Below are 21,374 nucleotides of genomic sequence, written 5' to 3'. Positions count from 1 at the left end.
AGCAGGTTGCCCAGCTCCTGTTCGATGATGTAGCCGATCATGCCTTCGGTTTCGGTGTCTGCAAGGATGTCGCTCATGCGGGCCTCATCGGTTCGTTGTCTGGCGCAGCAGCAGGGTGCCACCGCGCTGGGTAAATTCAAGTTGGTTCAGTGCGCTCATGCCGAGCAGCACCTGGTCGCCATGCAGGCCGGACGCCACCAGTGCGCGGACGTCCCGCAGCACGATGTCACCCATTTGCAGGCGCTCGATACGGGTGCGATAGCCCTGGCTCAGGCCATTGGCCGTGCTCAGGGTTACGCCAAATCCCTCCTCCAGCTTCAAGCGCTTGGCCAATTGCGCCGGGATGGCCACATCCGTAGCGCCGGTATCGAGCATGAACTCCACCGGCTGACTGTTGATATAGCCGCTGAATACAAAATGCCCCTGGGCATTGCCAAGCAGCTTGACCTCGACATAGCCTTCGCCCTGCTCGGAGCTCACCACCACATTCGGGTTTTGCTGACGCGCCTCCCACTGACCAAAAAAACGCGTGGCCAGGAATAGCGCCGCACACCAGGCCAGCACCATCAACACACGACCGGCACGTTGGCCCGGCGTTTGCCGACTCATGGCTTGCTCCAGCCACCGTCAGGCGCAGCAAAGCGCCAGACGATCGGGCGCCGCTCGCCATCGGCGCGGGCACCGTCGTTATTGTCGATGCCGATCCATGCACCTTCGGCATCGATGATCAACGCCTCCGCCAAACCGTAGGGTTGTGGATAACGCCGGTTTTCCTGCAGCGCCTCATCGGCAAACGACCAGCAGCGCTCGGCCTTGGCGGTTGCCAGATCACGACGGCAAATCTGGAACGCATTGCGCTCAAGGGTAAACAACTTGCCGTTGAACAATGAAAGATCGGCAAAATCCCGGGACACGGCCCTGGCCTTTGGAAACTGTGCCGGCTGCATTTCCACTCCGGCTTCGCTCAACAGCACGCAGCTGCCATCGCAGTCCCAGAGGCTTTGCTGGCGCTTGATCAGCAGCACCCCGCGACTCTCGCGCTCGGCAGCCAGCCACAACTGGTCGCCGGCCGGACTGATCGCCACCCCCTCGAACAGCGCATTGAAGTGCAGCAGCATGCCGCTGGCCCGTGCCTGACGCACCATGAGCGGCGAGAGCTTCAGCCAGGAGGTCGGTCCCGTTGGCGGTACTTGCAGCACGGCGGCATGGGACTCACTGACGACGTAACGATTGCCGGCACTGTCGCAAGTGATGCCTTCGAAATCCAGATCACCGCCACGCACGAACGATGCCGCCCAGGTCCGCACGCGCAAGCCCCAGGGCAAGCCGCTGTCCGGTAACGGAGGAACGCCTATGCCCACTGCTTCCGCGCGCCAGACACTGTTGCCGATATCCAGGCGATAGATCTGATCGTCGTCGCGATCGGAAACCGCCCACAGCTCCTTGCCACACTGGGCCAGACCGGACAGATTGCCTCCGCGCATGCCTTCGACGGCATGCTCGGACAACAAACGCAGCTGGGGCGTCGGCTCGGCAGACACCGTGATCGAGGTCAGCAGCAACAGACACGCCAGGGCAAAGCCTGAACGCATCAGCCCAGAACCTCGGCCAGGTTGCCCTTGGACTCCAGCCAGTTTTTACGGTCGCCGGCGCGTTTCTTCGCCAGCAGCATGTCCATCATTTCCGAGGTCTGGACAAAGTCTTCGCCCAACGTTAGCTGCACCAGACGCCGGGTGTTCGGATCCATGGTGGTTTCGCGCAACTGCGGCGGGTTCATTTCACCCAGACCTTTGAATCGAGTGACCTGTGGTTTGCCGCGCTTCTTCTCGGCCACCAGACGGTCGAGAATCCCGTCGCGCTCGGCTTCGTCCAGGGCGTAGTAGATCTCTTTACCCAGGTCGATGCGGTACAGCGGCGGCATGGCGACGTAGACGTGCCCGGCCTCCACCAGCGCACGGAAGTGCTGGACGAACAAGGCGCAAAGCAAGGTGGCAATGTGCAGGCCGTCGGAGTCGGCGTCAGCGAGGATGCAGATCTTGCCGTAGCGCAACTGGCTCATGTCCGTCGCACCCGGATCGACGCCAATGGCCACGGCGATGTTGTGCACTTCCTGGCTGGCCAGCACTTCGCTGCCATCGACTTCCCAGGTATTGAGGATTTTGCCGCGCAATGGCAGGATCGCCTGGAACTCCTTATCCCGCGCCTGCTTGGCCGAACCACCGGCGGAATCGCCTTCCACCAGGAACAACTCGGAACGCATCGGATCCTGCCCGGCGCAATCGGCAAGCTTGCCAGGCAGTGCCGGCCCTTGGGTGATGCGCTTGCGCTCGACCTTCTTGCTGGCCTTCAGGCGACGACCGGCGTTGTTGATCGCAAGCTCGGCCAGCAGCAAACCGGTTTCCGGGTGTGCGTTGAGCCACAGGCTGAAAGCGTCCTTGACCACACCGGAAACGAACGCCGCTGCTTCGCGGGACGACAGGCGCTCCTTGGTCTGGCCGGAGAATTGCGGCTCCTGCATCTTCATCGACAGCACAAAAGCAATGCGTTCCCAGACGTCTTCCGGAGCCAGCTTCACACCGCGCGGCAACAGGTTGCGGAATTCGCAAAACTCGCGCATGGCGTCGAGCAGGCCCTGGCGCAATCCGTTGACGTGGGTACCGCCCTGGGCCGTCGGAATCAGGTTGACGTAGCTTTCCTGCACGGCGTCGCCACCTTCGGGCAGCCACAGCAGGGCCCAGTCCACCGCTTCCTTGTTACCGGCCAGGCTGCCGCAGAACGGCTCGTCCGGCAGGCGTTCGAAACCGCTGACGGCGTCGACCAGATAGGAGCGCAATCCGTCTTCATAGTGCCATTCGACTTTCTCGCCGGTGGCCTTGTCCTCGAAGCTGACCAACAGCCCCGGACACAGGACGGCCTTGGCCTTGAGCACGTGCTTGAGACGGCTGATGGAGAATTTCGGCGAATCGAAGTATTTCGGGTCCGGGGCGAAGAATACGCTGGTGCCGGTGTTGCGCTTGCCAACGGTACCGACGACCTCCAGTTCGCTGGCCTTGAAGCCGTCGGCGAAGGTCATCTGGTATTCGTTACCGTCACGCTTGACGCGCACCCGGACCTGGGTCGACAAGGCGTTGACCACCGATATCCCGACCCCGTGCAGACCGCCGGAGAACTGGTAGTTCTTGTTGGAAAACTTGCCGCCCGCATGGAGCTTGGTGAGGATCAGCTCGACACCCGAGACGCCCTCTTCGGGGTGAATGTCCACCGGCATGCCACGGCCGTCATCGCAGACTTCCAGCGAGTGATCGGCGTGCAGGATGACCTGCACCGATTTGGCATGCCCGGCCAGGGCCTCGTCGACACTGTTGTCGATGACTTCCTGGGCGAGGTGGTTCGGTCGACTGGTGTCGGTGTACATGCCGGGGCGCTTGCGCACCGGGTCGAGGCCCGAGAGGACTTCGATGGCGTCGGCGTTATAAGAGCTAGCGCTGGGAGTGGCCATGGGGTCTCGTCGTCCTTCAGTGAAAAGTTGCTCAGTAAAAAGTTCGGTGTAAAAAAGCCGAAATCACAATGCCGTGAAATCAATCGCCTGATACACATCCGCGCCAATGCCGGCAAAGCTCAGCATGGCCGGCAGTTGTGCGGCAAAACCCTGGAAACCATGATCGCCACCGGCCTGAATGCGCAAGGCACAAGCCCGGTAATACTGCTGGGCAAGGCGATAGTCCAGCGTTTCGTCACCGGTCTGCAACCACACCTGAAAGCGCTGCGGATCTTGCGGTGCCGGCACTTCCAGCTCGGCCAGGGCCGTCACGTGGTCCTGGGTCAGCTCCCAGGTCTCGTCGGTATACAGGTTTTTCTGCGTTCCCAGGAACCCGTCGAACATCCGGTGCGGACTGACGGCAGGGTTGATCAACAGGGCTTTGAGGCCATGCCGCTCGGCCAGATAGGTCGCATAGTAGCCGCCGAGCGAGCTGCCGACCAGCAGCGGCCGGCCCAGTTCGACAATCGCTTGCTCCAGTTGGCCAATGGCCTCGCGAGGGTGGTGATGCAAGGCCGGCACGCGCAACTGATCACCCAGGCCCAGACGCCCCATCACATCGCTCAACCGAGTGGCCTTTTGCGATGCGGGCGCGCTGTTGAAGCCGTGGATATAAAGGATCGAGCCGGACATTGGGACTCCCTGTGCGTCGGGTAAAGATGGCGAAGTTTACAGGGTGTCGGGGGAATCGGGATATGCGCGGGAATTTTGCCGTCTGAACGGGCGTCATCGCGCCCGTTTTTTGGAAATGACGGCTAAATCAGTAGCCGTTGGAGTTGTAGTCGACCTGGAACTCGAACCCGGTCACCCGTTCCACACCGGTTTCCAACCGCCCGTCCGGCAGCAGCCGTAACCAGCGATATCCCGGCGCCTGCTCCCCGACCTTGAAATCTTCGCTGCCCGGTTCGAACTGAATGCAGGTCGATGGTGAAGCGATCAGACGCACATTGTTGCGAAACTGATCGATTTCCTGATGCACATGCCCCCACAGCACGGCCCGCACCTGTGGAAAGCGATCCAGCACTGCGAACAGTGCGTCGCGATTGCGCAGGCCGATCGGCTCCATCCACGCACAGCCAATCGGCACGGGATGATGGTGCAAACACACCAGATGATGTCGCTGCGGCGCCTCGCTCAGCGAGCGTTCCAGTCGATGTAGCTGTTCGGCCTGCAAATACCCCGGCACGGAGCCCGGCACCGCCGAATCGAGCAACGTGACCCGCCAATTGCCGATATCTACCACCGGATCGAGCAAGGCGCTTTGCACCGTGGCCTCGGCCATGATCTGCGGCTCGTCGTGATTGCCGGGAATCCAGCGGGCCGGTGCGTCGAGCTGTCGTGTCAGCTCGTGAAATTGCCGATAGGACTCCAGCGTTCCGTCCTGGGACAGGTCGCCTGTGGCCAGGAGCAGGTCAATACGAGGCTGTTGCGCGAGCACAAGCTCGATGACTTTTTGCAGGCTGTCACGAGTCTTCATGCCCAGCAATGTGCCATGCGCCTCGGCAAACAGGTGACTGTCGGATAGCTGCACCAGCAGCGCAGGATCGTCGGTGGTCAAATTGGATACGCGCAACAAGGTGTCCTCCCGGGGCGTGATCACAGGGCGGGATCAGAGAAGAGATTATGCTGGGGGACGCTCGAAAGGGGAAACCTGTGAACCTGACGCAGTTCACAACTGCGCTTGAAGCTATCGTACGACCTCGTACTCATGCCCCAGTGCCAAGCAATGGCTCAGCCATTCACCCAGGAACATGTTCAGTTGGGCCTTTTCGTCCGGCTGGTGCATCAAGGCGTTCGGGTAAGGATAGATACCACGAAAGCGGCGCGCATGCTCCGCGCTGACCACTTCGGCCATGCACGCATCGTGATAGACCTGAACCTCCAGTTGCGGCACCGGCAGCCACGGCAGGCTGTGCTCCTGGCGCACCTGCAGGGTCGTGGTGTACGGACAGACCTGCAACACCTCCAGCGCCAGCACGCCGAGCATCTGCTCGCCATGGCTCACGGCGATGCGCCGCGCCGCCGGCTCGCTGCGCATGTCCGGCAACAGTCGCATCAGGCGCGCGTAGTTTGCCTCGCAAGACGCTTGCAGCCCCGCCAGGTCTACCCGATAGCGATCGCGCACCTTGTTTACGACCATAGCCCCCTCACTTCAACGCGGTTCAAAGCCAGCCACTGCAAGGCAATGATGCTGGCCGCGTTGGCAATACGCCCATCGCGCACGGCTTGCAGGGCATCCTCGAAGGCCCATACCGTCACGCGGATATCTTCTGCTTCCTCCGCCACCCCATGCAGGCCGCCGACCCCGTTACTGTTGCAGCGCCCAAGGTAAAGATGCACGAACTCATTGCTGCCGCCCGGCGATGGAAAATATTGAGCCATCGGCCACAGCGCCTTGATCACAAGTCCAGCTTCCTCCTGCGCTTCGCGGCGGGCAACTTCTTCCGGTTGTTCGTCCCTGTCGATCAGACCAGCGACCAGTTCGATCAGCCACGGATTGTCGGTCTTGCCCAGGGCACCGACGCGAAACTGCTCGATCAACACCACTTCGTCGCGCTGAGGATCGTAGGGCAGCATGCAGACTGCATCGTGACGGACAAACACTTCCCGATTGATTTCACGACTCATGCCCCCGGCAAACAATTCGTGGCGCAAGTGCACGCGATCGAGCTTGTAGAAGCCCTCGAAGCACTTTTCGCGCCGAACGATATCAACGGCGGTCGGAATGGCGTTGGCAAAATCAGTCATGACAATCCTCGTTACTTCACATCCAATACGAGGCTCCTTCCTTCTTGTAGCCTCGACTTCGCGCCATCCTAACGCGCCCGCGACATTTGATGCAGCCCCTTTCCCGTCAGCGGGATGGACGGTGAAGGCGAAACCCACTCTAATTAGCTTAGTGGCGAACTGATTGCCCTGTTGGTAGTCGAAGCGGGTAACTTTTGGCCTTTCCCAGTTCTACGAAGGACGCCCATGTCGCTTTTCAAATTTGCCTCTGTGGCCGCTATCGCCCTGACCCTGGGTGCCTGCCAGAGCCTGTTCCAGCCCAATTATCGAGTGCCGCTGGAAACCACTCGCGACGCCAGTGAGCAGCTCAAACCCGGTTGCAAGGACCAGGACTGCCCGCTGGTGAACATCGACACCGTGCACTTTCCCGCCGAGCCGCAACTTGACGCGATTGTCGAAAAACGCCTGCTGCAAATGACCCGAACTTCGCCCGATGCACCGGTGGCCCCCACGTTGAGCGCCTATCGCGAACAGTTTTTACGCACGGCCGCCCCTCGCAACAGCAGCTATCTGCAGGCGAAGGTACGCGAACAGCATGACGGCTTGGTGATCGTCGAACTGTCCAGTTACCTGGACACCGGCGGTGCCCATGGCACGCCGGGTCGAGGTTTCATCAACTATTCGCGCCAGCAACACAAGGTGCTGACGCTTTCGGACATGCTGCTGCCGGGCCAGGAAGAGGCGTTCTGGAAAGCGGCGCAGGTGGCGCACAACAGTTGGCTGATCAGCACCAAGCTCGATCAGGAACCGGAGTTCGTGAAGAGCTGGCCGTTCCAGAAGACCCAGAACGTGGCGCTGACCTACGGCGGGGTAATCCTCAAGTACGAAACCAGCAGCATCGCGCCTTACGCGCTGGGCCATGTCGAACTGAAGATCCCCTACCCTCGCCTCAACGGCATCATCAAGCCCGAGCTGTTTCCCGGCCGTAACTGAAGGCACGGCCCAGTACCAGTTGCAACAGCCCTGCCAGGACCAGCGCCGGCAGGGTTGCGCCGATGTCCGGATACACATTCGCCAGCAGATGGTAGGTGCCGATCCCGCCCAGCCAGGCGAGCAGCGCCGGCCAGCGCAAAGCTGCCGAGGCCACCCGAGCGCTGCGCTTGCGCAGAATGAAGTGATCCACCAGTACTACGCCGAACAGCGGCGCAAACACCGAGCCGATCAACAGCAGGAAGTTCTGGTACTGCGCCAATGGCGCCAGCAAGGCGATCAAGGTGCAGACCACACCGATAGCCAACGCCAGGTGCTCGACCTTCAGGCGCAATAGAATGCCGCTGGACACCGCCGCCGAGTGTATATCGGCAAAGGCGTTTTCCGATTCGTCCAGCAGAATCAGCAGCAGCGGAATTCCAAGTCCGGCCCCGGCCAGTGCCAACAGCAGGGCATTGACTTCACCGCTGGGCGCGAACGCCAGGGTATAAGCCACACCCAGGCTCATCAGCCAGAAATTACCGATGAAGAAACCGATGGCGGTGCCGCCGAAAACATTCTTCGCCCGCTTGCCGAAACGCGAGTAGTCGGCAATCAGCGGCAACCACGACAACGGCATGGCAATGGCGATGTCGAAGCCCACGGCAAAGGGCATCGAGCCATCACCGGCCTGGGCCCACAGCGCGGCCAGGTCAGCCTTTGCGAACAGGTTCCAGATCAGCCAGGTGCACGCGGCCAGCAACAGCCAGATACCCCACTTGCGCAGGATTTGCCGTACGAAGGTCAATGGACCGCTGACGGCCAGCAAGGTCGCCAGTGCACCGAAGATCAATGTCCACAGCATCGGATTGGACAGCAGGCTGCCTTCGCTGAAAGCACGTGCGCCCAACAGGCTGGCGGCGTCGCGCATGACGATGATTTCGAAAGAGCCCCAGCCGATCAATTGCAGCAAGTTCAGAACCGCCGGCAGACTGGCGCCTTTTGTACCAAGGCTCAACTTGAGCGCAGCCATCGACGACAGACCGGTGTCGCTGCCGATCACACCGACGGCCGCCAGCAGCAAAACGCCCACCAGCGTGCCGAGAAAAATCGCCAGCAGCGAGCCGGACAACCCCAGGCCGGGCGCCAGCAATGCGCCGGTCTGCAGGACCATCAGGCCGATGCCTAAGGAAAACCACAGGGAAAACAGATCGCGGCCGCCGAACACACGCTTGTCGGCGGGCACCGCGATATCAGGTGAATACGTACTGGGTTGAATGCTCAAGGGTGTTATCTCAGAGGAACATTTGTTGTTGTGTCGATTCGTCGCCACCTCACTGATCGTTCCCACGCTCCCGCGTGGGAACGAAGCCCGGGACGCTCTGCGTCCCAAAGCGTGACGCAGAGCGTCACAGGAGGCATTCCCACGCAGAGCGTGGGAACGATCAGTCGGAGGGGAGCAGATCAAACCTTCTTGTACAGCTGGCTGCCTTCCTGCTTGAACCGCTCGGCCTGTTCGGCCATGCCTTGGGCGACGTCCACGTCGACCGTATCGATCCGTTGGTTGGCCGCGTACTCGCGGACTTCCTGGGTGATTTTCATCGAGCAGAACTTCGGCCCGCACATGGAACAGAAGTGCGCGACCTTGGCCGAATCCTTCGGCAGGGTTTCATCGTGATACGAACGAGCGGTGTCAGGATCCAGGCCGAGGTTGAACTGGTCCTCCCAACGGAATTCGAAACGCGCCTTGCTCAAGGCATTGTCACGAATCTGCGCACCCGGATGCCCCTTCGCCAGATCGGCGGCATGCGCGGCGATCTTGTAGGTGATGATCCCGGTCTTGACGTCATCCTTGTTCGGCAGGCCCAGGTGCTCCTTGGGCGTTACGTAGCAGAGCATGGCGCAACCGAACCAGCCGATCATCGCCGCGCCGATGCCGGACGTGATGTGGTCGTAGCCCGGCGCGATGTCGGTGGTCAGCGGGCCAAGGGTGTAGAACGGCGCCTCGTCGCAGCACTCCAGCTGCTTGTCCATGTTTTCCTTGATCAACTGCATCGGCACGTGGCCCGGGCCTTCGATCATGCACTGCACGTCGTGCTTCCAGGCGATCTTGGTCAGCTCGCCCAGGGTTTCCAGCTCGCCGAACTGCGCTTCGTCGTTGGCGTCGGCAATCGAACCCGGACGCAGGCCGTCGCCCAGCGAGAAGCTGACGTCGTAGGCCTTCATGATTTCGCAGATTTCTTCGAAGTGGGTGTAGAGGAAGTTTTCCTTGTGATGCGCCAGGCACCACTTGGCCATGATCGAACCGCCACGGGAAACGATGCCGGTGACGCGTTTGGCGGTCAGCGGCACGTAGCGCAGCAGGACGCCGGCGTGGATGGTGAAGTAGTCCACACCCTGCTCCGCCTGCTCGATCAGCGTGTCGCGGAACAGCTCCCAGGTCAGGTCTTCGGCCACGCCGTTGACCTTCTCCAGCGCCTGGTAGATCGGCACGGTGCCGATCGGTACCGGCGAGTTGCGAATGATCCACTCACGGGTTTCGTGAATGTGCTTGCCGGTGGACAGGTCCATGACCGTGTCCGAACCCCAGCGAATGCCCCAGGTCAGTTTCGCCACTTCTTCTTCGATGGACGAACCCAGGGCGCTGTTGCCGATGTTGCCGTTGATCTTCACCAGGAAGTTACGGCCGATGATCATCGGTTCCAGTTCGGTGTGGTTGATGTTGGCCGGAATGATCGCGCGACCGCGGGCGATTTCTTCACGGACGAATTCGGCGGTGATTTCCTTGGGGATGCTCGCGCCGAAACTGTGGCCGGCGTGTTGCTGCTTCAACAGGCCGGCAGCGCGGGCCTCTTGCAGCTTCATGTTTTCGCGGATGGCGACGTATTCCATCTCGGCGGTGATGATGCCCTTGCGCGCATAGTGCATCTGGCTGACGTTGGCGCCCGCACGGGCACGACGCGGATTGTTGACGTGAGCGAAACGCAGCTTGGTCAGTTCCGGATCGGCCAGACGCTCCTGGCCGAAGTTCGAGCTCAAGCCACTCAGACGTTCGGTGTCGCCACGGTCGTCGATCCATGCCGAACGGACATCGGCCAGGCCTTTGCGCACGTCGATCACCACGTTCGGATCGGTGTACGGGCCCGAGGTGTCGTAGACGGTCACCGGGGCGTTGATCTCGCCGCCGAAGTCGGTCGGCGTCACATCGAGGGTGATTTCGCGCATCGGCACGCGGATATCCGGGCGGGAGCCCTGAACGTAGACTTTCTGCGAACGGGTGAACGGTTGAACCGACTGCTCATCGACCTTGGCCGATTCACTCAGGTTGATCGCGCTCTTTGATTTTGTGGTCATCACGGGCTCTCCAGACAGCATCCAGGCAGTGGATTGTCGGGGCAGAACCTGAAAGGCACGGACGCACCATGACTGGTGCTGTGCATCGTCGCAGTCGTTCGATTGTCGAACAATTTCCCGGACGAAGCACAAGAGGACTCGCCGGGTGACGAGAAATCTTGTTCCCTACGCAGGCGCTAACCTGATCAGGTTCAACGGGATCCGAAATTATTCGATCTCAGCCTCATAGCAAGGCACCCCGACAAGAACCCGGCCAGTCTAGACACAACTGGCAAAGAACACCAACTCCATGATGATGAATGGCGCAATTGCAGGATTGTTGCCGTTCATCGGCGCAACTACACTCGCTACGCCATCGTGCACATTGACGCTGCACGTGCCGCGCCTTAGCCTTGGCGCTCAAATTACTTGTGTAATATTAATTCTAGGGAACGCCTATGCTGCGCAAACTTTCACTGGCCCTGGCCGTGTCTTGTGCGTCCAATGGAATGGCTTGGGCAGCAGAAGCGCCCTTATCCACCAAAACCGACCTGGTCAGCGTCTACCAGGAAGCAGTGGACAACAACGCCGACCTCGCCGCCGCCGTCGCCCAATATGGCGCCCAGAAAGAAGTCGTGCCCCAGGCCCGCGCCGGGTTGCTGCCCAACCTGTCGGGTGGTGCAGCCGTCACCAGCGTTCGCACCGCCATCGACCAGCCTGCCGCCACTGCCAACCGCGATGCCCACTCGTATCAGGCGACCCTGGCGCAGCCCCTGTTCCGTGCCGATCGCTGGTTCCAGTTCCAGGCAGCCAAGGATGTGAACGAACAGGCGGCCCTGCAATTGTCGGCCACCCAACAGAACCTGATCCTGCAGACGGCAGACAGCTACTTCAATGTGCTGCGCAGCCAGGACAACCTGGCCTCGACCAAGGCCGAGGAAGCCGCGTTCAAGCGCCAGCTCGATCAGTCCAACGAGCGCTTCGACGTCGGCCTTTCGGACAAGACCGACGTGCTGAACTCCCAAGCCAGCTACGACACCGCACGGGCCAACCGCATCGTCGCGCAGCGTCAGGTCGATGATGCTTTCCAGGCGCTGGTCACCCTGACCAACCGCGAGTACAAGTCGATCCAGGGCATCAGCCACAACCTGCCGATCTTGCCGCCGACGCCTAACGACGCCAAGGCGTGGGTCGAAACAGCGGCCAAGCAGAACCTCAATCTCCTGGCCAGCAACTACGCCGTCAGCGCCGCCGAACAAACCCTCAAGCAACGCAAGGCCGGGCATGCACCGACCATCGATGCAGTGGCCAAGTATGAGAAAGGCGACAACGATGCGCTGGGCTTCAGTAACCCGAGCGCCTTCGGCCAGCCGTATGGTGGCAACGTCGAGCAAACCTCGATCGGCCTGCAACTGAACATCCCGATCTACAGCGGCGGGTTGATCAACTCCCAGGTACGCCAGTCCTACGCGCAACTGGACCAGACCGAGCAACAGCGTGAATCCCTGCGTCGGCAGATCGTCCAGAACACCCGTGACCTGCACCGTGCGGTGAACACTGACGTCGAGCAGGTCCAGGCGCGCAAACAGTCGATCATCTCCAACCAGAGCGCGCTGGAAGCGACCGAAATCGGCTATCAGGTGGGTACGCGAAACATCGTCGACGTATCGGATGCACAGCGCCAGCTGTACAGCTCGGTTCGCGACTACAACAACACCCGCTACGACTACATCCTCGACAACCTGCGCTTGAAGCAGCAGGCCGGGACATTGAATCCGGGAGATTTGCAGGACCTGGCGCGCTGGCTCAAACCCGACTACAACCCGGACAAGGACTTCCTGCCACCGGATCTGGCCAAGGCAGCTGCGGAACAGCTCAAGGCCCGCCCGGGCCAATAAACTTGTAGGAGCCAGGCTTGCCGGCGAAGGCGCCTTTGAAATCGCCTTCGCCGGCAAGCCTGGCTCCTGCGGGTTCAGCGATCGATCAACCGCCCCAACCCATCCAGCAGTCGCTGCAATGCGCCCTGATTGGTGCGCATCACCTTCAAACCCGCCTGCGCCATGCGCTGCGCATCCCGCGGCAACTCGAACAGACGCTGCACCGCCAACGCCAGCCCTTCGGCATCCTCCACTTCCTGTAACGCCCCGGCATTGCGTAGCTGCGCGGCGATTTCCAGGAAATTGAACAGGTGCGGACCACTGAGCACCGGTTTGGCCAGCGCCGCCGGCTCCAGCAGGTTATGCCCGCCGTTGGGCACCAGGCTGCCGCCGACAAAAGCGCTATCGGCCAAGGCATAGAGAAACAACAGTTCGCCCATGGTGTCGCCCAGCAGCACCGAAGTGCCGGCAGTGACCGGCTCACCGCCGGAACGCCGGACTGTGGCAAAACCCTGTTGCCGGCACAGTTCGAACACTGGATTGAAGCGCTCCGGATGGCGCGGCACCAGAATCAGCAAGGCATCGGGATGACTGGCCAGCAACTGGCGATGGGCAGCCAGTACCACCTCGTCTTCACCATCATGGGTGCTGGCGGCGATCCATACCGGACGCTCCTGCGCCTGCCATTGTTCGCGCAAATCGGCAGCACGCTGCAGCAGCTGCGGGTCGATGGTCAGGTCAAACTTGATCGAACCCGTGACCTCGACAGTTTCGGGCCGGGCACCCAACTCACGAAAACGCTGGGCTTCAGCCTCGGTCTGCACCGCGAACAAACTCATTTCGGCCAACATCGGCCCGGTCAATCTGGCAAAGCGGCCATACCCCCTGGCCGAACGCTCGGACAATCGCGCATTGGCCAGGGCCACGGGAATCCCGCGCCTGGCGCATTGGTGGATATGATTGGGCCACAGCTCGGTTTCCATGATCACCGCCAGTTGTGGCCGGACTCGATCAAGAAAACGCTTGGCCGCGCACGGCAAGTCGTAGGGCAAATAGCAGTGCTGGATGCGCGGCTCATTGGCGAACATCGCCTGGATACGCTCCGAACCGGTCGGGGTCATGCACGTCACGGTGATCGGCAACTGCGGGTAGCGTTGCAGCAGGGCACGAATCATCGGTGCGGCAGCAATGCTTTCACCCACGGACACCGCGTGCACCCATAAGCCGCCTGGCTTCATCGTCGGCATCCCCCAGGAGAAACGCTCGCCGATGCGCCTGGCATAGGCCGGCGCCTTGCGCGCCCGCAGCCACAGCCGAATCGCCACCAATGGCAGCCCCAGGTAAAACAGCACGGTGTAAAGGGTTCTATTCATGGCCGCGGAGTTTATCGGTTTTTTCGCCGATCGCCTGCAAATGCACGGCAAATCGTTCCGCCAGCCAACGGGCCGCCGGCCCCAGCGGTTCATCGCGACGCCACACCAGTTCCACCACCAGCGCCGGCGGTGTCCACTCGCTGACCAGCTCCACCATCTGGCCATGATAAGTGGGGTACTGCACCACATGCCTGGGCAACCAGGCCCAGCCGAGACCGCGCACTAACCATTCGGCCATCACATAGAAACTGTCGGCCCGCCAGACTTGCGGACTGGCCGGCTCACTGCCGGGATAGACGCTGGACTGCGTCGACATCAGCAATTGACGATGCTGTGCCAGTTGCTGGCAATTGACTTGCGCAGGTTTTGCCAACGGATGGTCGACACCGCACACGGTGACCATTTCAACGCTGCCGAGCACCCGCCGCTCCAACGCTTCGGGGATCTGGTCGTGGAAAAACAGCAAGCCCAGATCGGCACGGCGCTCCACCAGCTTGCGCGCGACCTCGCCCTGGGCGGCACTGGTCAATTGCACTTCCAGGCTGGGGAATCGCTCGGCCAGGGCTTCGAAACTTTCGATGATCGGCTGGTACGGCATGGCTTCGTCCTGAGCCAGACGCAGGCGAGCCTCCTGCCCGCGCATCATCGCCAGCGCCCGGCCATTGAGACGCTCGCATTGACGCAGGACCTCACGCGCTTCTTCGAGCAGGGCGTTGCCAGCCTCTGTCAGTTTGGGTTGCCGGCCGCTGCTGCGGTCGAACAGGCTGACGCCCAGGTCCTCCTCCAGCAATGCAATCGCACTGCTGACCGCCGATTGCGCCTTGCGCTGGTCTCGTGCCACGGCAGAAAACGAACGTTGCTCCGCTACGCTGACGAATAAACGCAACTGCTCCAGATTCCACTGCATGTCCATGAGTCAACCCATCTTGAAAACAGATAGGTAATGACTTTACCGCATCTGGAGGATCTCTAGAATGCCGACCTCAGAAAGCAACACTTCACACGAGGATCGAACCATGACCGCTTACTACTACCTGGCCATAGCCATCTGCGCCGAAGTGATTGCCACTGTATCGATGAAAGCAGTCAAGGGTTTCAGCACCCCGTTGCCGCTGATGCTGGTCATCGCCGGGTACGGCATCGCGTTCTGGATGCTGACCCTGGTGGTACGCAGCGTGCCGGTCGGCGTCGCCTACGCGGTATGGGCCGGCATGGGCATCGTGATGGTCAGCGTCGCGGCCCTGTTTATCTACGGGCAGAAGCTGGATGTGCCGGCGATGATGGGAATGGCGTTGATTGTTCTGGGCGTCGTGGTCATCCAGCTGTTTTCCAAAACCGCAGGGCACTGACGGTTCAAGCCCGATCAACTGTGGGAGCGAGCCTGCTCGCGAAAGCGGTGCGTCAGACAACATCGATGTCGACCGCCATGCCCTTTTCGCGAGCAGGCTCGCTCCCACAGGATTTGTACCCACCAGCAAATCCGCTCCTCATTGAGTCTGTATACTGCGCCCTCGTCTTGAATTTTGAGGTCGCTGCATGCCATCCGTTATTTCCACCGACGTTCTGATTGTCGGCGCTGGTGTCGCCGGCCTCTGGCTGAATGCGCGCCTGCGCCGCCAGGGGTTTTCGACCGTGCTGGTGGAAAATGCCAGCCTGGGTGGCGGGCAGAGCGTCAAGTCCCAGGGGATCATTCACGGCGGCGCCAAATATGCGTTGCATGGCGCCCTGACCGGCGCTTCGGAAGCCATCGCCGACATGCCGCGGCGCTGGCGCGAGGCCCTGGCCGGTGACGGCGAACTGGACCTGTCCGGCGTGCGCCTGCTGTCCGAAGCCCACTATCTGTGGTCCCCTGGCACCCTCGCGGGCAATCTGACCAGTTTCTTCGCCAGCAAAGCCGTGCGCGGTCGGGTCGATCAGGTCAAGGGCGACCAGCTGCCGCCCGCTCTTCAGGACAAGCGCTTCAAGGGCAAGGTCTATCGCCTGGCCGAACTGGTGATCGACGTACCGAGCCTGATCCAGCGCCTGGCCGACCTGGCAGGCGACGGTTTGCTCGCCGGCCAGAAAATCGAGCCGCTGCTGGAGGATGGCAGCCTGGTCGGCCTGAAGGTTGACGAGCGCGAGATACGCGCCCAGCGCATTGTCTTGAGCGCCGGCGCCGGGACCGCGGCTCTGCTTGAAGCATTGGGTCTGAGCCAGCCGGCCATGCAACGCCGCCCCTTGCACATGATCATCGCCAAAGGCCCCGGCCTGAAACCGCTGTACGCCCACTGCCTGGGTGGCGGCACCAAACCGCGCATCACCGTGACCACTCACCCGGCCGCCGATGGTCAATGGGTCTGGTACCTGGGCGGTGATATCGCCGAATCCGAAGGCGTGGCTCGCGAACCGGCCGAACAGATCGCCACCGCCCGCAAGGAACTTGGCCAGTTGCTGCCCTGGATTGACCTCGGCGCAGTGCAGTGGGCAACCCTTCGCGTTGATCGCGCCGAGCCGCTGCAATCGGGACTGACCCGCCCCGACAACGCATTTCTCGCCGATGAAGGCCGGTTGCTGGTGGGCTGGCCAACCAAACTGGCGCTGGCACCGGACTTCGCCGACAGGGTGATCGCCAGCCTGGCCCGCGACGGCATTCAACCGGGCCCTGCAACGCCGCTGCCGCCCCTGCCCAAACCGCCGATGGGCGTACCGGCCTGGGAGCAACTGCTGCCATGAGCCAACCAACCCTGCACAATCTGCATCGCCCCTTGGGCAGCACCGGCCTGCTGGTTTCTCCGCTGGGCCTGGGCACGGTGAAACTTGGCCGCGATCAAGGGGTGAAGTACCCCAGCGGCTTCCAGATCCCCGATGACGATGACGCGCGCCGCCTGCTCAAGCTCACCCGCGACCTGGGCATCAATCTGATCGACACCGCGCCTGCCTATGGCCGCAGCGAAGAACGTCTCGGCCCGCTCCTGCGTGGACAGCGCCAGGATTGGGTGATTGTCAGCAAGGTTGGCGAAGAGTTCGCCGACGGCCTGTCCCGTCACGACTTTACGGCCGCGCACACGCGGTTTTCCATCGAGCGCAGCCTGCAACGCCTTGAGACGGACTTTATCGATCTGGTGCTGGTGCACTCCGACGGCAACGACCTGACCATCCTCAATGACTGCGAAGTCTATGCAACCCTGGCCGCACTCAAGGCCGAAGGCAAGATTCGCGGCTTCGGCTTTTCCGGCAAAACAGTCGAGGGTGGTTTGAAAGCGCTGGAGCAGGGCGATTGCGCCATGGTGACCTACAATCTGAACGAGCAAAGCGAGAAGCCCGTCATTGACTACGCTGCTGCTCACGGCAAAGCCATTCTGGTGAAAAAAGCCCTTGCCAGCGGTCACGCGTGCCTGAGCCCGGGGGTGGATCCGGTGCGCGCCAGTTTCGAGCTTTTGTTTGAACAACCGGGTGTCGCCAGTGCTATTGTCGGGACCATCAATCCGCTGCACCTCGCCCATAACGTCGCGACCGTTGCCCAGGTCCTACGTAGCAACTGACGCCGCCAAAACGCGGCCTTAAGCAGGAGCCGACATGCCGCGTACGCTCATCAGAAAGAACCCGAGCAACTTCAAGACCCTGCCATTGTTCGTCGAAGCGACTCCCGAAGGCCTGAGTTATCAGAGCGTGGGCAGGCCGCTCAACTTCTCCCAGATCCTGCAACGGCGCCGTCCGGTGACCGTCGCCAACCCCGAGCGATTTGCCCTGGAGTTGGCCAACCTCGGGGTTTCGGTGCGCCTGACACTGCATTGGCAGAATCGCGATTACTGGGTGCTGGTACGGCAGCGCCGGCAGGACCGTGGCGACGTGGTGCTCAAGCTGATTTCAGGCTACGTGCCGGCCCATGAACTGAACCTGCCGCTGCATACAGCGACGCAGGAGATTGCCGAGGAGTGCCTGCTGGAAACCCCGGAAGGCTGGCTCGGTGGGCGCTTCAACGACACCTGGTTACCTGCGCCCTACGCTTCGGCCCTGCATTATCGCGAGGCCTTGCCCTTTCGCCTGACGCCATTGTCCGGCTCTGCCCGGCCGGTGCGTTGCGCCAACTTGCCGCTGATCGAACGGCCTCAGGCCTACGTGCACTTGCCTACGGCATCGCTGCAACTGATCTACGACCTGCGCCTGGACGTTCCGAAGGAAGCCAAGTCCCTGAGCCTGTTTCACGTCGACGAACGGTTGGAGGGCGATCAACTGGTGGCACGCCTGGACCGCAAGCGCCCCGATCTGTACCTGATGCCCTTGAAGGACGGTCAACCACAGGCCGAGCTCTACACCTTGAAAAAGGACCACCTGTATCCGGCCAGCACGCGCGGGCTGTTCCTGGCCGAAAGCTTCGCCCGGCAGGAGGGCTGGCTGGTGAAGGATGAGCGGATTCGCTGGAAGGATTGGGTAAGCCAGCAGGGCTTGACCCCACCGGCGAAAGATTCGGGACTGACGCGACTGCAAGGCAAGGCCCGGCAATTGCTGAAGAAGATCGTGCCGAGCAGGGCTGCACGCCCTTGATCGTTCCCATGCTTTGCGTGGGAACGCAGCCCGGGACGCTCCGCGTCCCTTTGAAGCCGAACGCGGAGCGTCCGTAGAGGCGCTCCCACGCGGAGCGTGGGAGCGATCAGCGCATCACTCGGATTTACGGATTTTCTCGACAATCGCGGTTGTCGAGCTGTTTTCCACCAGGCCCAACACTTTGACCGTCCCGCCGTAGGCCTTCACGATGTCCGCGCCGACGACCTGATCAATCCCGTAATCTCCGCCCTTGACCAGCACGTCCGGTTTGACCTCGCGCAGCAGGTTTTCCGGTGTGCCTTCAGGGAAGCTGATCACCCAATCCACGGCACCCAGTCCGGCCAGTACGGCCATGCGCCGGTCAACACTGTTGATCGGCCGTCCTGGCCCTTTCAGGCGACTGACCGAGGCATCGTCGTTGATCGCCACGATCAGGCGATCGCCCTGCGCCCTGGCCTGTTCCAGGTAGGTCACATGGCCGGCGTGCAGAATGTCGAAGCAGCCATTGGTGAAGACGATCTTCTCGTTGTGCGCACGCGCATCATCGACCGCCAGCAACAGTTGTTCGAGCCCCAGCACACCACGCTCCGAACCCTCTTCACGCTGGATGGCACGGCGCAGTTCCGGCGCACTGATGGCAGCCGTACCGAGTTTGCCGACCACGATACCCGCCGCCAGGTTGGCCAGGCCCACCGCGTGAGGCAGCTCCTCGCCAGCGGCGATTGCCGCCGCCAGGGTGGAAATCACCGTGTCGCCGGCACCGGTCACGTCGAACACTTCGCGGGCACGAGCTGGCAGGTGCAGCGCCGGATGATCCGGGCGCAGCAACGTCATGCCGTGCTCGCCACGGGTCACCAGCAAGGCGCCCAGATCAAGGTCGTGCATCAACTGCGCACCCTTGCTCACCAATTCGTGTTCATCGGCGCATTTACCGACGATGGTTTCGAACTCACTGAGGTTCGGCGTGATCAGGCTCGCACCGCGGTAGATCGAAAAATCCTTGCCCTTGGGGTCGGCCAATACCGGAATGCCACGGGCGCGGGCGGCCTGGATCAGCACCTGGTGATTTCTCAGCGCACCCTTGCCGTAGTCCGACAGCACCAGCACCTTGATGCCTTCGAGCAATTCGTCGACCTGCACCGACAAGGCCAGCGCGTCCGTGGCGAACGGTTCTTCGAAGTCGATACGCAGCAATTGCTGGTGACGGCTCATCACCCGCAGCTTGACGATGGTTGGCTGATGGGCAATACGCTGGAACAACGCCCGTACGCCGGCGCCCTTGAGGCTGTTGGCCAGGCTGTCGGCGGCCTCGTCGTCACCGGTTACACCGACCAATGAGGCCGGGGCGCCAAGGGCGGCAATGTTGAGCGCAACGTTGGCGGCACCGCCCGGGCGGTCCTCGATGTGATCGACCTTGACGACGGGTACTGGCGCCTCAGGAGAAATCCGTGAGGTACCACCATGCCAATAACGGTCGAGCATGACATCGCCGACCACCAAGACAGGGGCTTGATCGAATCGCGGCATGGACAACTTCATGGAGCAACCCACATACAAAATGAACAGGGGCGCGATATTAACACAGGGCAGGCTTATGCTTGTGTGGCGGCTGCAACGGGATGATTCGCCGAGCCAATTGCTTATTTTTTGAGCAAAGCGTCCGTCAAGCGCCGACACGCCTGGGCCATTTCCAACGCCTGCGTATCAATTTCGCACTCCGGGCTCAGCGGCGCTTCGTAGGGGCTGTCGATGCCCGTGAAACTCTTCAGCCGCCCCTGCCGGGCAGCCAGATACAGGCCCTTGGGGTCACGCCGCTCGCATACATCAAACGGCGTACTCACATACACCTCGATGAATTCACCCTCTGCAAACAGGGCGCGCGCCGCGTCACGATCACTCCTGAACGGCGAGATCGCCGCAACAATCACGATCAGCCCCGCATCAACCATCAACCGCGCAACTTCGGCCATGCGCCGGATGTTTTCCCGGCGACTCTCAGGGTCCATGCCCAAATCGCGGCAAAGACCGGCACGCAGGTTATCTCCATCAAGCACGAACGTGTGCAACCCGCGCTGGTTCAATTGCAACTCCAGCGCATTGGCCAAAGTCGACTTGCCCGCCCCGGACAACCCGGTCAACCATAGACAACGAGGTCGCTGCGACTTGAGCACAGCCCGGTCGGCGCTCGACAGCGTTAACGCATAAGGGCTGATCCCTGATACCGGCATCGACACCATTTCATTCATAGCCGAGCAGCTCATAGTCGCGCTGGTACGCGCGGCGTACGAGCCGGCGGGTACGTACAGAACAGAATTCCCGGGCCGGGATCGGATGACGTTGCCGCGAGCCGTTGACGTGTGGCAATGACACCTCATGCCCCAACGCTTGGCAAACCAGCCGGAAATCCCGTTCCAGGTGTTCCTGATAACCGATGAAGTCCATTGCCAGGTGACCGAACGAGTCGGTAAGGAAGTCCGTCTGTGCAGCGAAGTGCAGTTGTCGCTGGATGGTTTCGGGGTGCAGCCAGCGTGCAACGAAATCGTCGAAATCGCGGTACTGGCTGACCAGCTTCTGCGCCGGCTGATCGCGCCGGCTCATGGCATTGCCGCGCAGATAAGAGTAGGCCGAGTACGCTCTCTCCAGAGGATCGCGGACAAAGGCAAACTTGTAGCTGTTGGCAAACTGCTCGGGAAACTGCTGTTCGTACCAGTACAAAGGCAAGTGACCCGGCGTCCAGCCTTCGAACAACGCAACACAAACACTGCTGCCGGCGCATTTCGGAACGTGGATGAACAGACAGGAATGCTGCGTGAAATTTTCCGGGTAACGCAGATTGGCCGACATCGATTTGTTCACGACCTGGCGATCCACGACCGACAGGCGCCCCAGAAGGAATTGGCGTTGTGGTTTGGGTAACAGCTTCCAGAGATAGCGTTGCAACATTCCAGCACCCGCGCGAAAAGGATGGCCTCTTCGACTGACGTCAAAATTCGTTCAGGAACCTTAACAGCCGCGTTGCTGAGATTTATTCAG

General features: G+C 61.4%; 20 protein-coding genes, 1 pseudogene and 1 riboswitch. Of the genes and pseudogenes, 6 read left to right on the top strand and 15 right to left on the bottom strand.

Features of this window, described 5'->3' with window-relative positions; genetic code table 11:
* The 8 genes and pseudogenes from ACQKP2_RS18880 to ACQKP2_RS18845 form a co-directional block, all read right to left on the bottom strand.
* A pseudogene (locus tag ACQKP2_RS18880) lies at nucleotides 1-95 on the bottom strand (carbamate kinase); the annotation flags it as partial.
* Nucleotides 85-609 carry a retropepsin-like aspartic protease family protein gene (locus ACQKP2_RS18875; protein ID WP_427578558.1) on the bottom strand — a complete coding sequence of 175 codons (525 nt, stop codon included), beginning with the start codon at nucleotides 607-609 and terminating at the stop codon, nucleotides 85-87. The gene ACQKP2_RS18875 and the pseudogene ACQKP2_RS18880, both read right to left, overlap by 11 nt.
* Nucleotides 606-1,592: an esterase-like activity of phytase family protein gene (locus ACQKP2_RS18870; protein WP_427578557.1), complete on the bottom strand. Its 987-nt coding sequence runs from the start codon at nucleotides 1,590-1,592 to the stop codon at nucleotides 606-608. Before ACQKP2_RS18870 ends, ACQKP2_RS18875 begins: the two co-directional genes overlap by 4 nt.
* Complete coding sequence (parE, locus tag ACQKP2_RS18865; protein ID WP_427578555.1) at nucleotides 1,592-3,499, bottom strand: DNA topoisomerase IV subunit B; 1,908 nt, start codon at nucleotides 3,497-3,499, stop codon at nucleotides 1,592-1,594. The genes ACQKP2_RS18870 and parE overlap by 1 nt, the downstream gene beginning before the upstream one ends.
* 63 nt (nucleotides 3,500-3,562) lie before the next feature.
* Nucleotides 3,563-4,171 (bottom strand): YqiA/YcfP family alpha/beta fold hydrolase, encoded by a 609-nt coding sequence (locus tag ACQKP2_RS18860; RefSeq protein WP_427578554.1) that lies wholly within the window; start codon nucleotides 4,169-4,171, stop codon nucleotides 3,563-3,565.
* A 127-nt stretch (nucleotides 4,172-4,298) separates the two neighbouring features.
* On the bottom strand, nucleotides 4,299-5,114 hold the full coding sequence (gene cpdA, locus ACQKP2_RS18855) for a 3',5'-cyclic-AMP phosphodiesterase (protein WP_427578553.1): 816 nt from the start codon (nucleotides 5,112-5,114) through the stop codon (nucleotides 4,299-4,301).
* A 111-nt stretch (nucleotides 5,115-5,225) separates the two neighbouring features.
* On the bottom strand, nucleotides 5,226-5,678 hold the full coding sequence (locus tag ACQKP2_RS18850; protein ID WP_427578552.1) for a DUF1249 domain-containing protein: 453 nt from the start codon (nucleotides 5,676-5,678) through the stop codon (nucleotides 5,226-5,228).
* The gene (locus tag ACQKP2_RS18845) at nucleotides 5,669-6,286 is read right to left on the bottom strand and encodes an NUDIX domain-containing protein (RefSeq protein WP_427578551.1); all 618 of its coding nucleotides are present in this window, start codon (nucleotides 6,284-6,286) and stop codon (nucleotides 5,669-5,671) included. Before ACQKP2_RS18845 ends, ACQKP2_RS18850 begins: the two co-directional genes overlap by 10 nt.
* A 225-nt stretch (nucleotides 6,287-6,511) precedes the next feature.
* Between ACQKP2_RS18845 and ACQKP2_RS18840 the strand changes: the two genes are divergently transcribed.
* Nucleotides 6,512-7,258, top strand: coding sequence for an RsiV family protein (locus ACQKP2_RS18840; RefSeq protein ID WP_427578550.1), 747 nt, complete (start codon nucleotides 6,512-6,514; stop codon nucleotides 7,256-7,258).
* Here ACQKP2_RS18840 and cytX read toward each other — a convergent pair.
* Nucleotides 7,227-8,519 (bottom strand): putative hydroxymethylpyrimidine transporter CytX, encoded by a 1,293-nt coding sequence (cytX, locus tag ACQKP2_RS18835; protein ID WP_427578548.1) that lies wholly within the window; start codon nucleotides 8,517-8,519, stop codon nucleotides 7,227-7,229. The genes ACQKP2_RS18840 and cytX overlap by 32 nt on opposite strands.
* Nucleotides 8,520-8,698: 179 nt before the next feature.
* Nucleotides 8,699-10,588 (bottom strand): phosphomethylpyrimidine synthase ThiC, encoded by a 1,890-nt coding sequence (thiC, locus tag ACQKP2_RS18830; protein WP_427578546.1) that lies wholly within the window; start codon nucleotides 10,586-10,588, stop codon nucleotides 8,699-8,701.
* Between the two features lie 145 nt (nucleotides 10,589-10,733).
* Nucleotides 10,734-10,839, bottom strand: a riboswitch (TPP riboswitch).
* Between the two features lie 186 nt (nucleotides 10,840-11,025).
* Between thiC and ACQKP2_RS18825 the strand changes: the two genes are divergently transcribed.
* Nucleotides 11,026-12,465 (top strand): TolC family outer membrane protein, encoded by a 1,440-nt coding sequence (locus tag ACQKP2_RS18825; RefSeq protein WP_427578544.1) that lies wholly within the window; start codon nucleotides 11,026-11,028, stop codon nucleotides 12,463-12,465.
* A 74-nt stretch (nucleotides 12,466-12,539) separates the two neighbouring features.
* Here the strand turns inward: ACQKP2_RS18825 and waaA are convergent, their stop codons facing one another.
* Together waaA and ACQKP2_RS18815 are read right to left on the bottom strand one after the other, a co-directional pair.
* A complete protein-coding gene (waaA, locus tag ACQKP2_RS18820; protein WP_427578542.1) occupies nucleotides 12,540-13,817 on the bottom strand; it encodes a lipid IV(A) 3-deoxy-D-manno-octulosonic acid transferase in 1,278 nt (425 codons plus the stop codon).
* Nucleotides 13,810-14,730, bottom strand: a complete 921-nt coding sequence (locus ACQKP2_RS18815; protein WP_427578541.1) for a LysR family transcriptional regulator — start codon at nucleotides 14,728-14,730, stop codon at nucleotides 13,810-13,812. The genes waaA and ACQKP2_RS18815 overlap by 8 nt, the downstream gene beginning before the upstream one ends.
* A gap of 103 nt (nucleotides 14,731-14,833) precedes the next feature.
* Here ACQKP2_RS18815 and ACQKP2_RS18810 point away from each other — a divergent pair, with 103 nt between their 5' ends.
* The 4 genes from ACQKP2_RS18810 to ACQKP2_RS18795 all read left to right on the top strand — a co-directional run bounded on the left by ACQKP2_RS18810 (nucleotide 14,834) and on the right by ACQKP2_RS18795 (nucleotide 18,341).
* A complete protein-coding gene (locus ACQKP2_RS18810) occupies nucleotides 14,834-15,166 on the top strand; it encodes a DMT family transporter (RefSeq protein WP_427578540.1) in 333 nt (110 codons plus the stop codon).
* A gap of 187 nt (nucleotides 15,167-15,353) precedes the next feature.
* Nucleotides 15,354-16,529, top strand: a complete 1,176-nt coding sequence (locus tag ACQKP2_RS18805) for an NAD(P)/FAD-dependent oxidoreductase (RefSeq protein WP_427578539.1) — start codon at nucleotides 15,354-15,356, stop codon at nucleotides 16,527-16,529.
* Nucleotides 16,526-17,338, top strand: coding sequence for an aldo/keto reductase (locus tag ACQKP2_RS18800; protein ID WP_427578537.1), 813 nt, complete (start codon nucleotides 16,526-16,528; stop codon nucleotides 17,336-17,338). The genes ACQKP2_RS18805 and ACQKP2_RS18800 overlap by 4 nt, the downstream gene beginning before the upstream one ends.
* Before the next feature lie 34 nt (nucleotides 17,339-17,372).
* Nucleotides 17,373-18,341, top strand: coding sequence for a metal ABC transporter ATPase (locus ACQKP2_RS18795; protein ID WP_427578536.1), 969 nt, complete (start codon nucleotides 17,373-17,375; stop codon nucleotides 18,339-18,341).
* 114 nt (nucleotides 18,342-18,455) lie between these two features.
* Here the strand turns inward: ACQKP2_RS18795 and hldE are convergent, their stop codons facing one another.
* The 3 genes from hldE to ACQKP2_RS18780 form a co-directional block, all read right to left on the bottom strand.
* Entirely contained in the window at nucleotides 18,456-19,880 is a 1,425-nt protein-coding gene (hldE, locus tag ACQKP2_RS18790) for a bifunctional D-glycero-beta-D-manno-heptose-7-phosphate kinase/D-glycero-beta-D-manno-heptose 1-phosphate adenylyltransferase HldE (protein WP_427578535.1), read from the bottom strand.
* A gap of 101 nt (nucleotides 19,881-19,981) precedes the next feature.
* Nucleotides 19,982-20,587 carry an adenylyl-sulfate kinase gene (cysC, locus tag ACQKP2_RS18785; RefSeq protein WP_427578533.1) on the bottom strand — a complete coding sequence of 202 codons (606 nt, stop codon included), beginning with the start codon at nucleotides 20,585-20,587 and terminating at the stop codon, nucleotides 19,982-19,984.
* Nucleotides 20,580-21,284 (bottom strand): sulfotransferase family 2 domain-containing protein, encoded by a 705-nt coding sequence (locus ACQKP2_RS18780; RefSeq protein WP_427578532.1) that lies wholly within the window; start codon nucleotides 21,282-21,284, stop codon nucleotides 20,580-20,582. Before ACQKP2_RS18780 ends, cysC begins: the two co-directional genes overlap by 8 nt.
* Between the last annotated feature and the right edge of the window lie 90 nt (nucleotides 21,285-21,374).

Origin of the sequence: Pseudomonas sp. NPDC089569 (assembly GCF_050280625.1) — a bacterium.
GTDB lineage: Bacteria > Pseudomonadota > Gammaproteobacteria > Pseudomonadales > Pseudomonadaceae > Aquipseudomonas.
Note: the sequence above shows the minus strand (reverse complement) of the source record. Positions and strands in the feature narration are given on the sequence as shown.

Excerpts from the sequence above, each read along its gene's own strand:
- ACQKP2_RS18825 (WP_427578544.1), top strand. The coding sequence starts at position 11,026 with ATGCTGCGCAAACTTTCACTGGCCCTGGCCGTGTCTTGTGCGTCCAAT.
- ACQKP2_RS18810 (WP_427578540.1), top strand. The coding sequence starts at position 14,834 with ATGACCGCTTACTACTACCTGGCCATAGCCATCTGCGCCGAAGTGATT.
- cysC (WP_427578533.1), bottom strand. The coding sequence starts at position 20,587 with ATGAATGAAATGGTGTCGATGCCGGTATCAGGGATCAGCCCTTATGCG.
- ACQKP2_RS18780 (WP_427578532.1), bottom strand. The coding sequence starts at position 21,284 with ATGTTGCAACGCTATCTCTGGAAGCTGTTACCCAAACCACAACGCCAA.
- hldE (WP_427578535.1), bottom strand. The coding sequence starts at position 19,880 with ATGAAGTTGTCCATGCCGCGATTCGATCAAGCCCCTGTCTTGGTGGTC.
- ACQKP2_RS18845 (WP_427578551.1), bottom strand. The coding sequence starts at position 6,286 with ATGACTGATTTTGCCAACGCCATTCCGACCGCCGTTGATATCGTTCGG.
- ACQKP2_RS18875 (WP_427578558.1), bottom strand. The coding sequence starts at position 609 with ATGAGTCGGCAAACGCCGGGCCAACGTGCCGGTCGTGTGTTGATGGTG.
- ACQKP2_RS18815 (WP_427578541.1), bottom strand. The coding sequence starts at position 14,730 with ATGGACATGCAGTGGAATCTGGAGCAGTTGCGTTTATTCGTCAGCGTA.
- ACQKP2_RS18795 (WP_427578536.1), top strand. The coding sequence starts at position 17,373 with ATGCCGCGTACGCTCATCAGAAAGAACCCGAGCAACTTCAAGACCCTG.
- ACQKP2_RS18840 (WP_427578550.1), top strand. The coding sequence starts at position 6,512 with ATGTCGCTTTTCAAATTTGCCTCTGTGGCCGCTATCGCCCTGACCCTG.
- ACQKP2_RS18800 (WP_427578537.1), top strand. The coding sequence starts at position 16,526 with ATGAGCCAACCAACCCTGCACAATCTGCATCGCCCCTTGGGCAGCACC.
- ACQKP2_RS18860 (WP_427578554.1), bottom strand. The coding sequence starts at position 4,171 with ATGTCCGGCTCGATCCTTTATATCCACGGCTTCAACAGCGCGCCCGCA.
- ACQKP2_RS18870 (WP_427578557.1), bottom strand. The coding sequence starts at position 1,592 with ATGCGTTCAGGCTTTGCCCTGGCGTGTCTGTTGCTGCTGACCTCGATC.
- ACQKP2_RS18850 (WP_427578552.1), bottom strand. The coding sequence starts at position 5,678 with ATGGTCGTAAACAAGGTGCGCGATCGCTATCGGGTAGACCTGGCGGGG.
- ACQKP2_RS18805 (WP_427578539.1), top strand. The coding sequence starts at position 15,354 with ATGCCATCCGTTATTTCCACCGACGTTCTGATTGTCGGCGCTGGTGTC.
- thiC (WP_427578546.1), bottom strand. The coding sequence starts at position 10,588 with ATGACCACAAAATCAAAGAGCGCGATCAACCTGAGTGAATCGGCCAAG.
- parE (WP_427578555.1), bottom strand. The coding sequence starts at position 3,499 with ATGGCCACTCCCAGCGCTAGCTCTTATAACGCCGACGCCATCGAAGTC.
- waaA (WP_427578542.1), bottom strand. The coding sequence starts at position 13,817 with ATGAATAGAACCCTTTACACCGTGCTGTTTTACCTGGGGCTGCCATTG.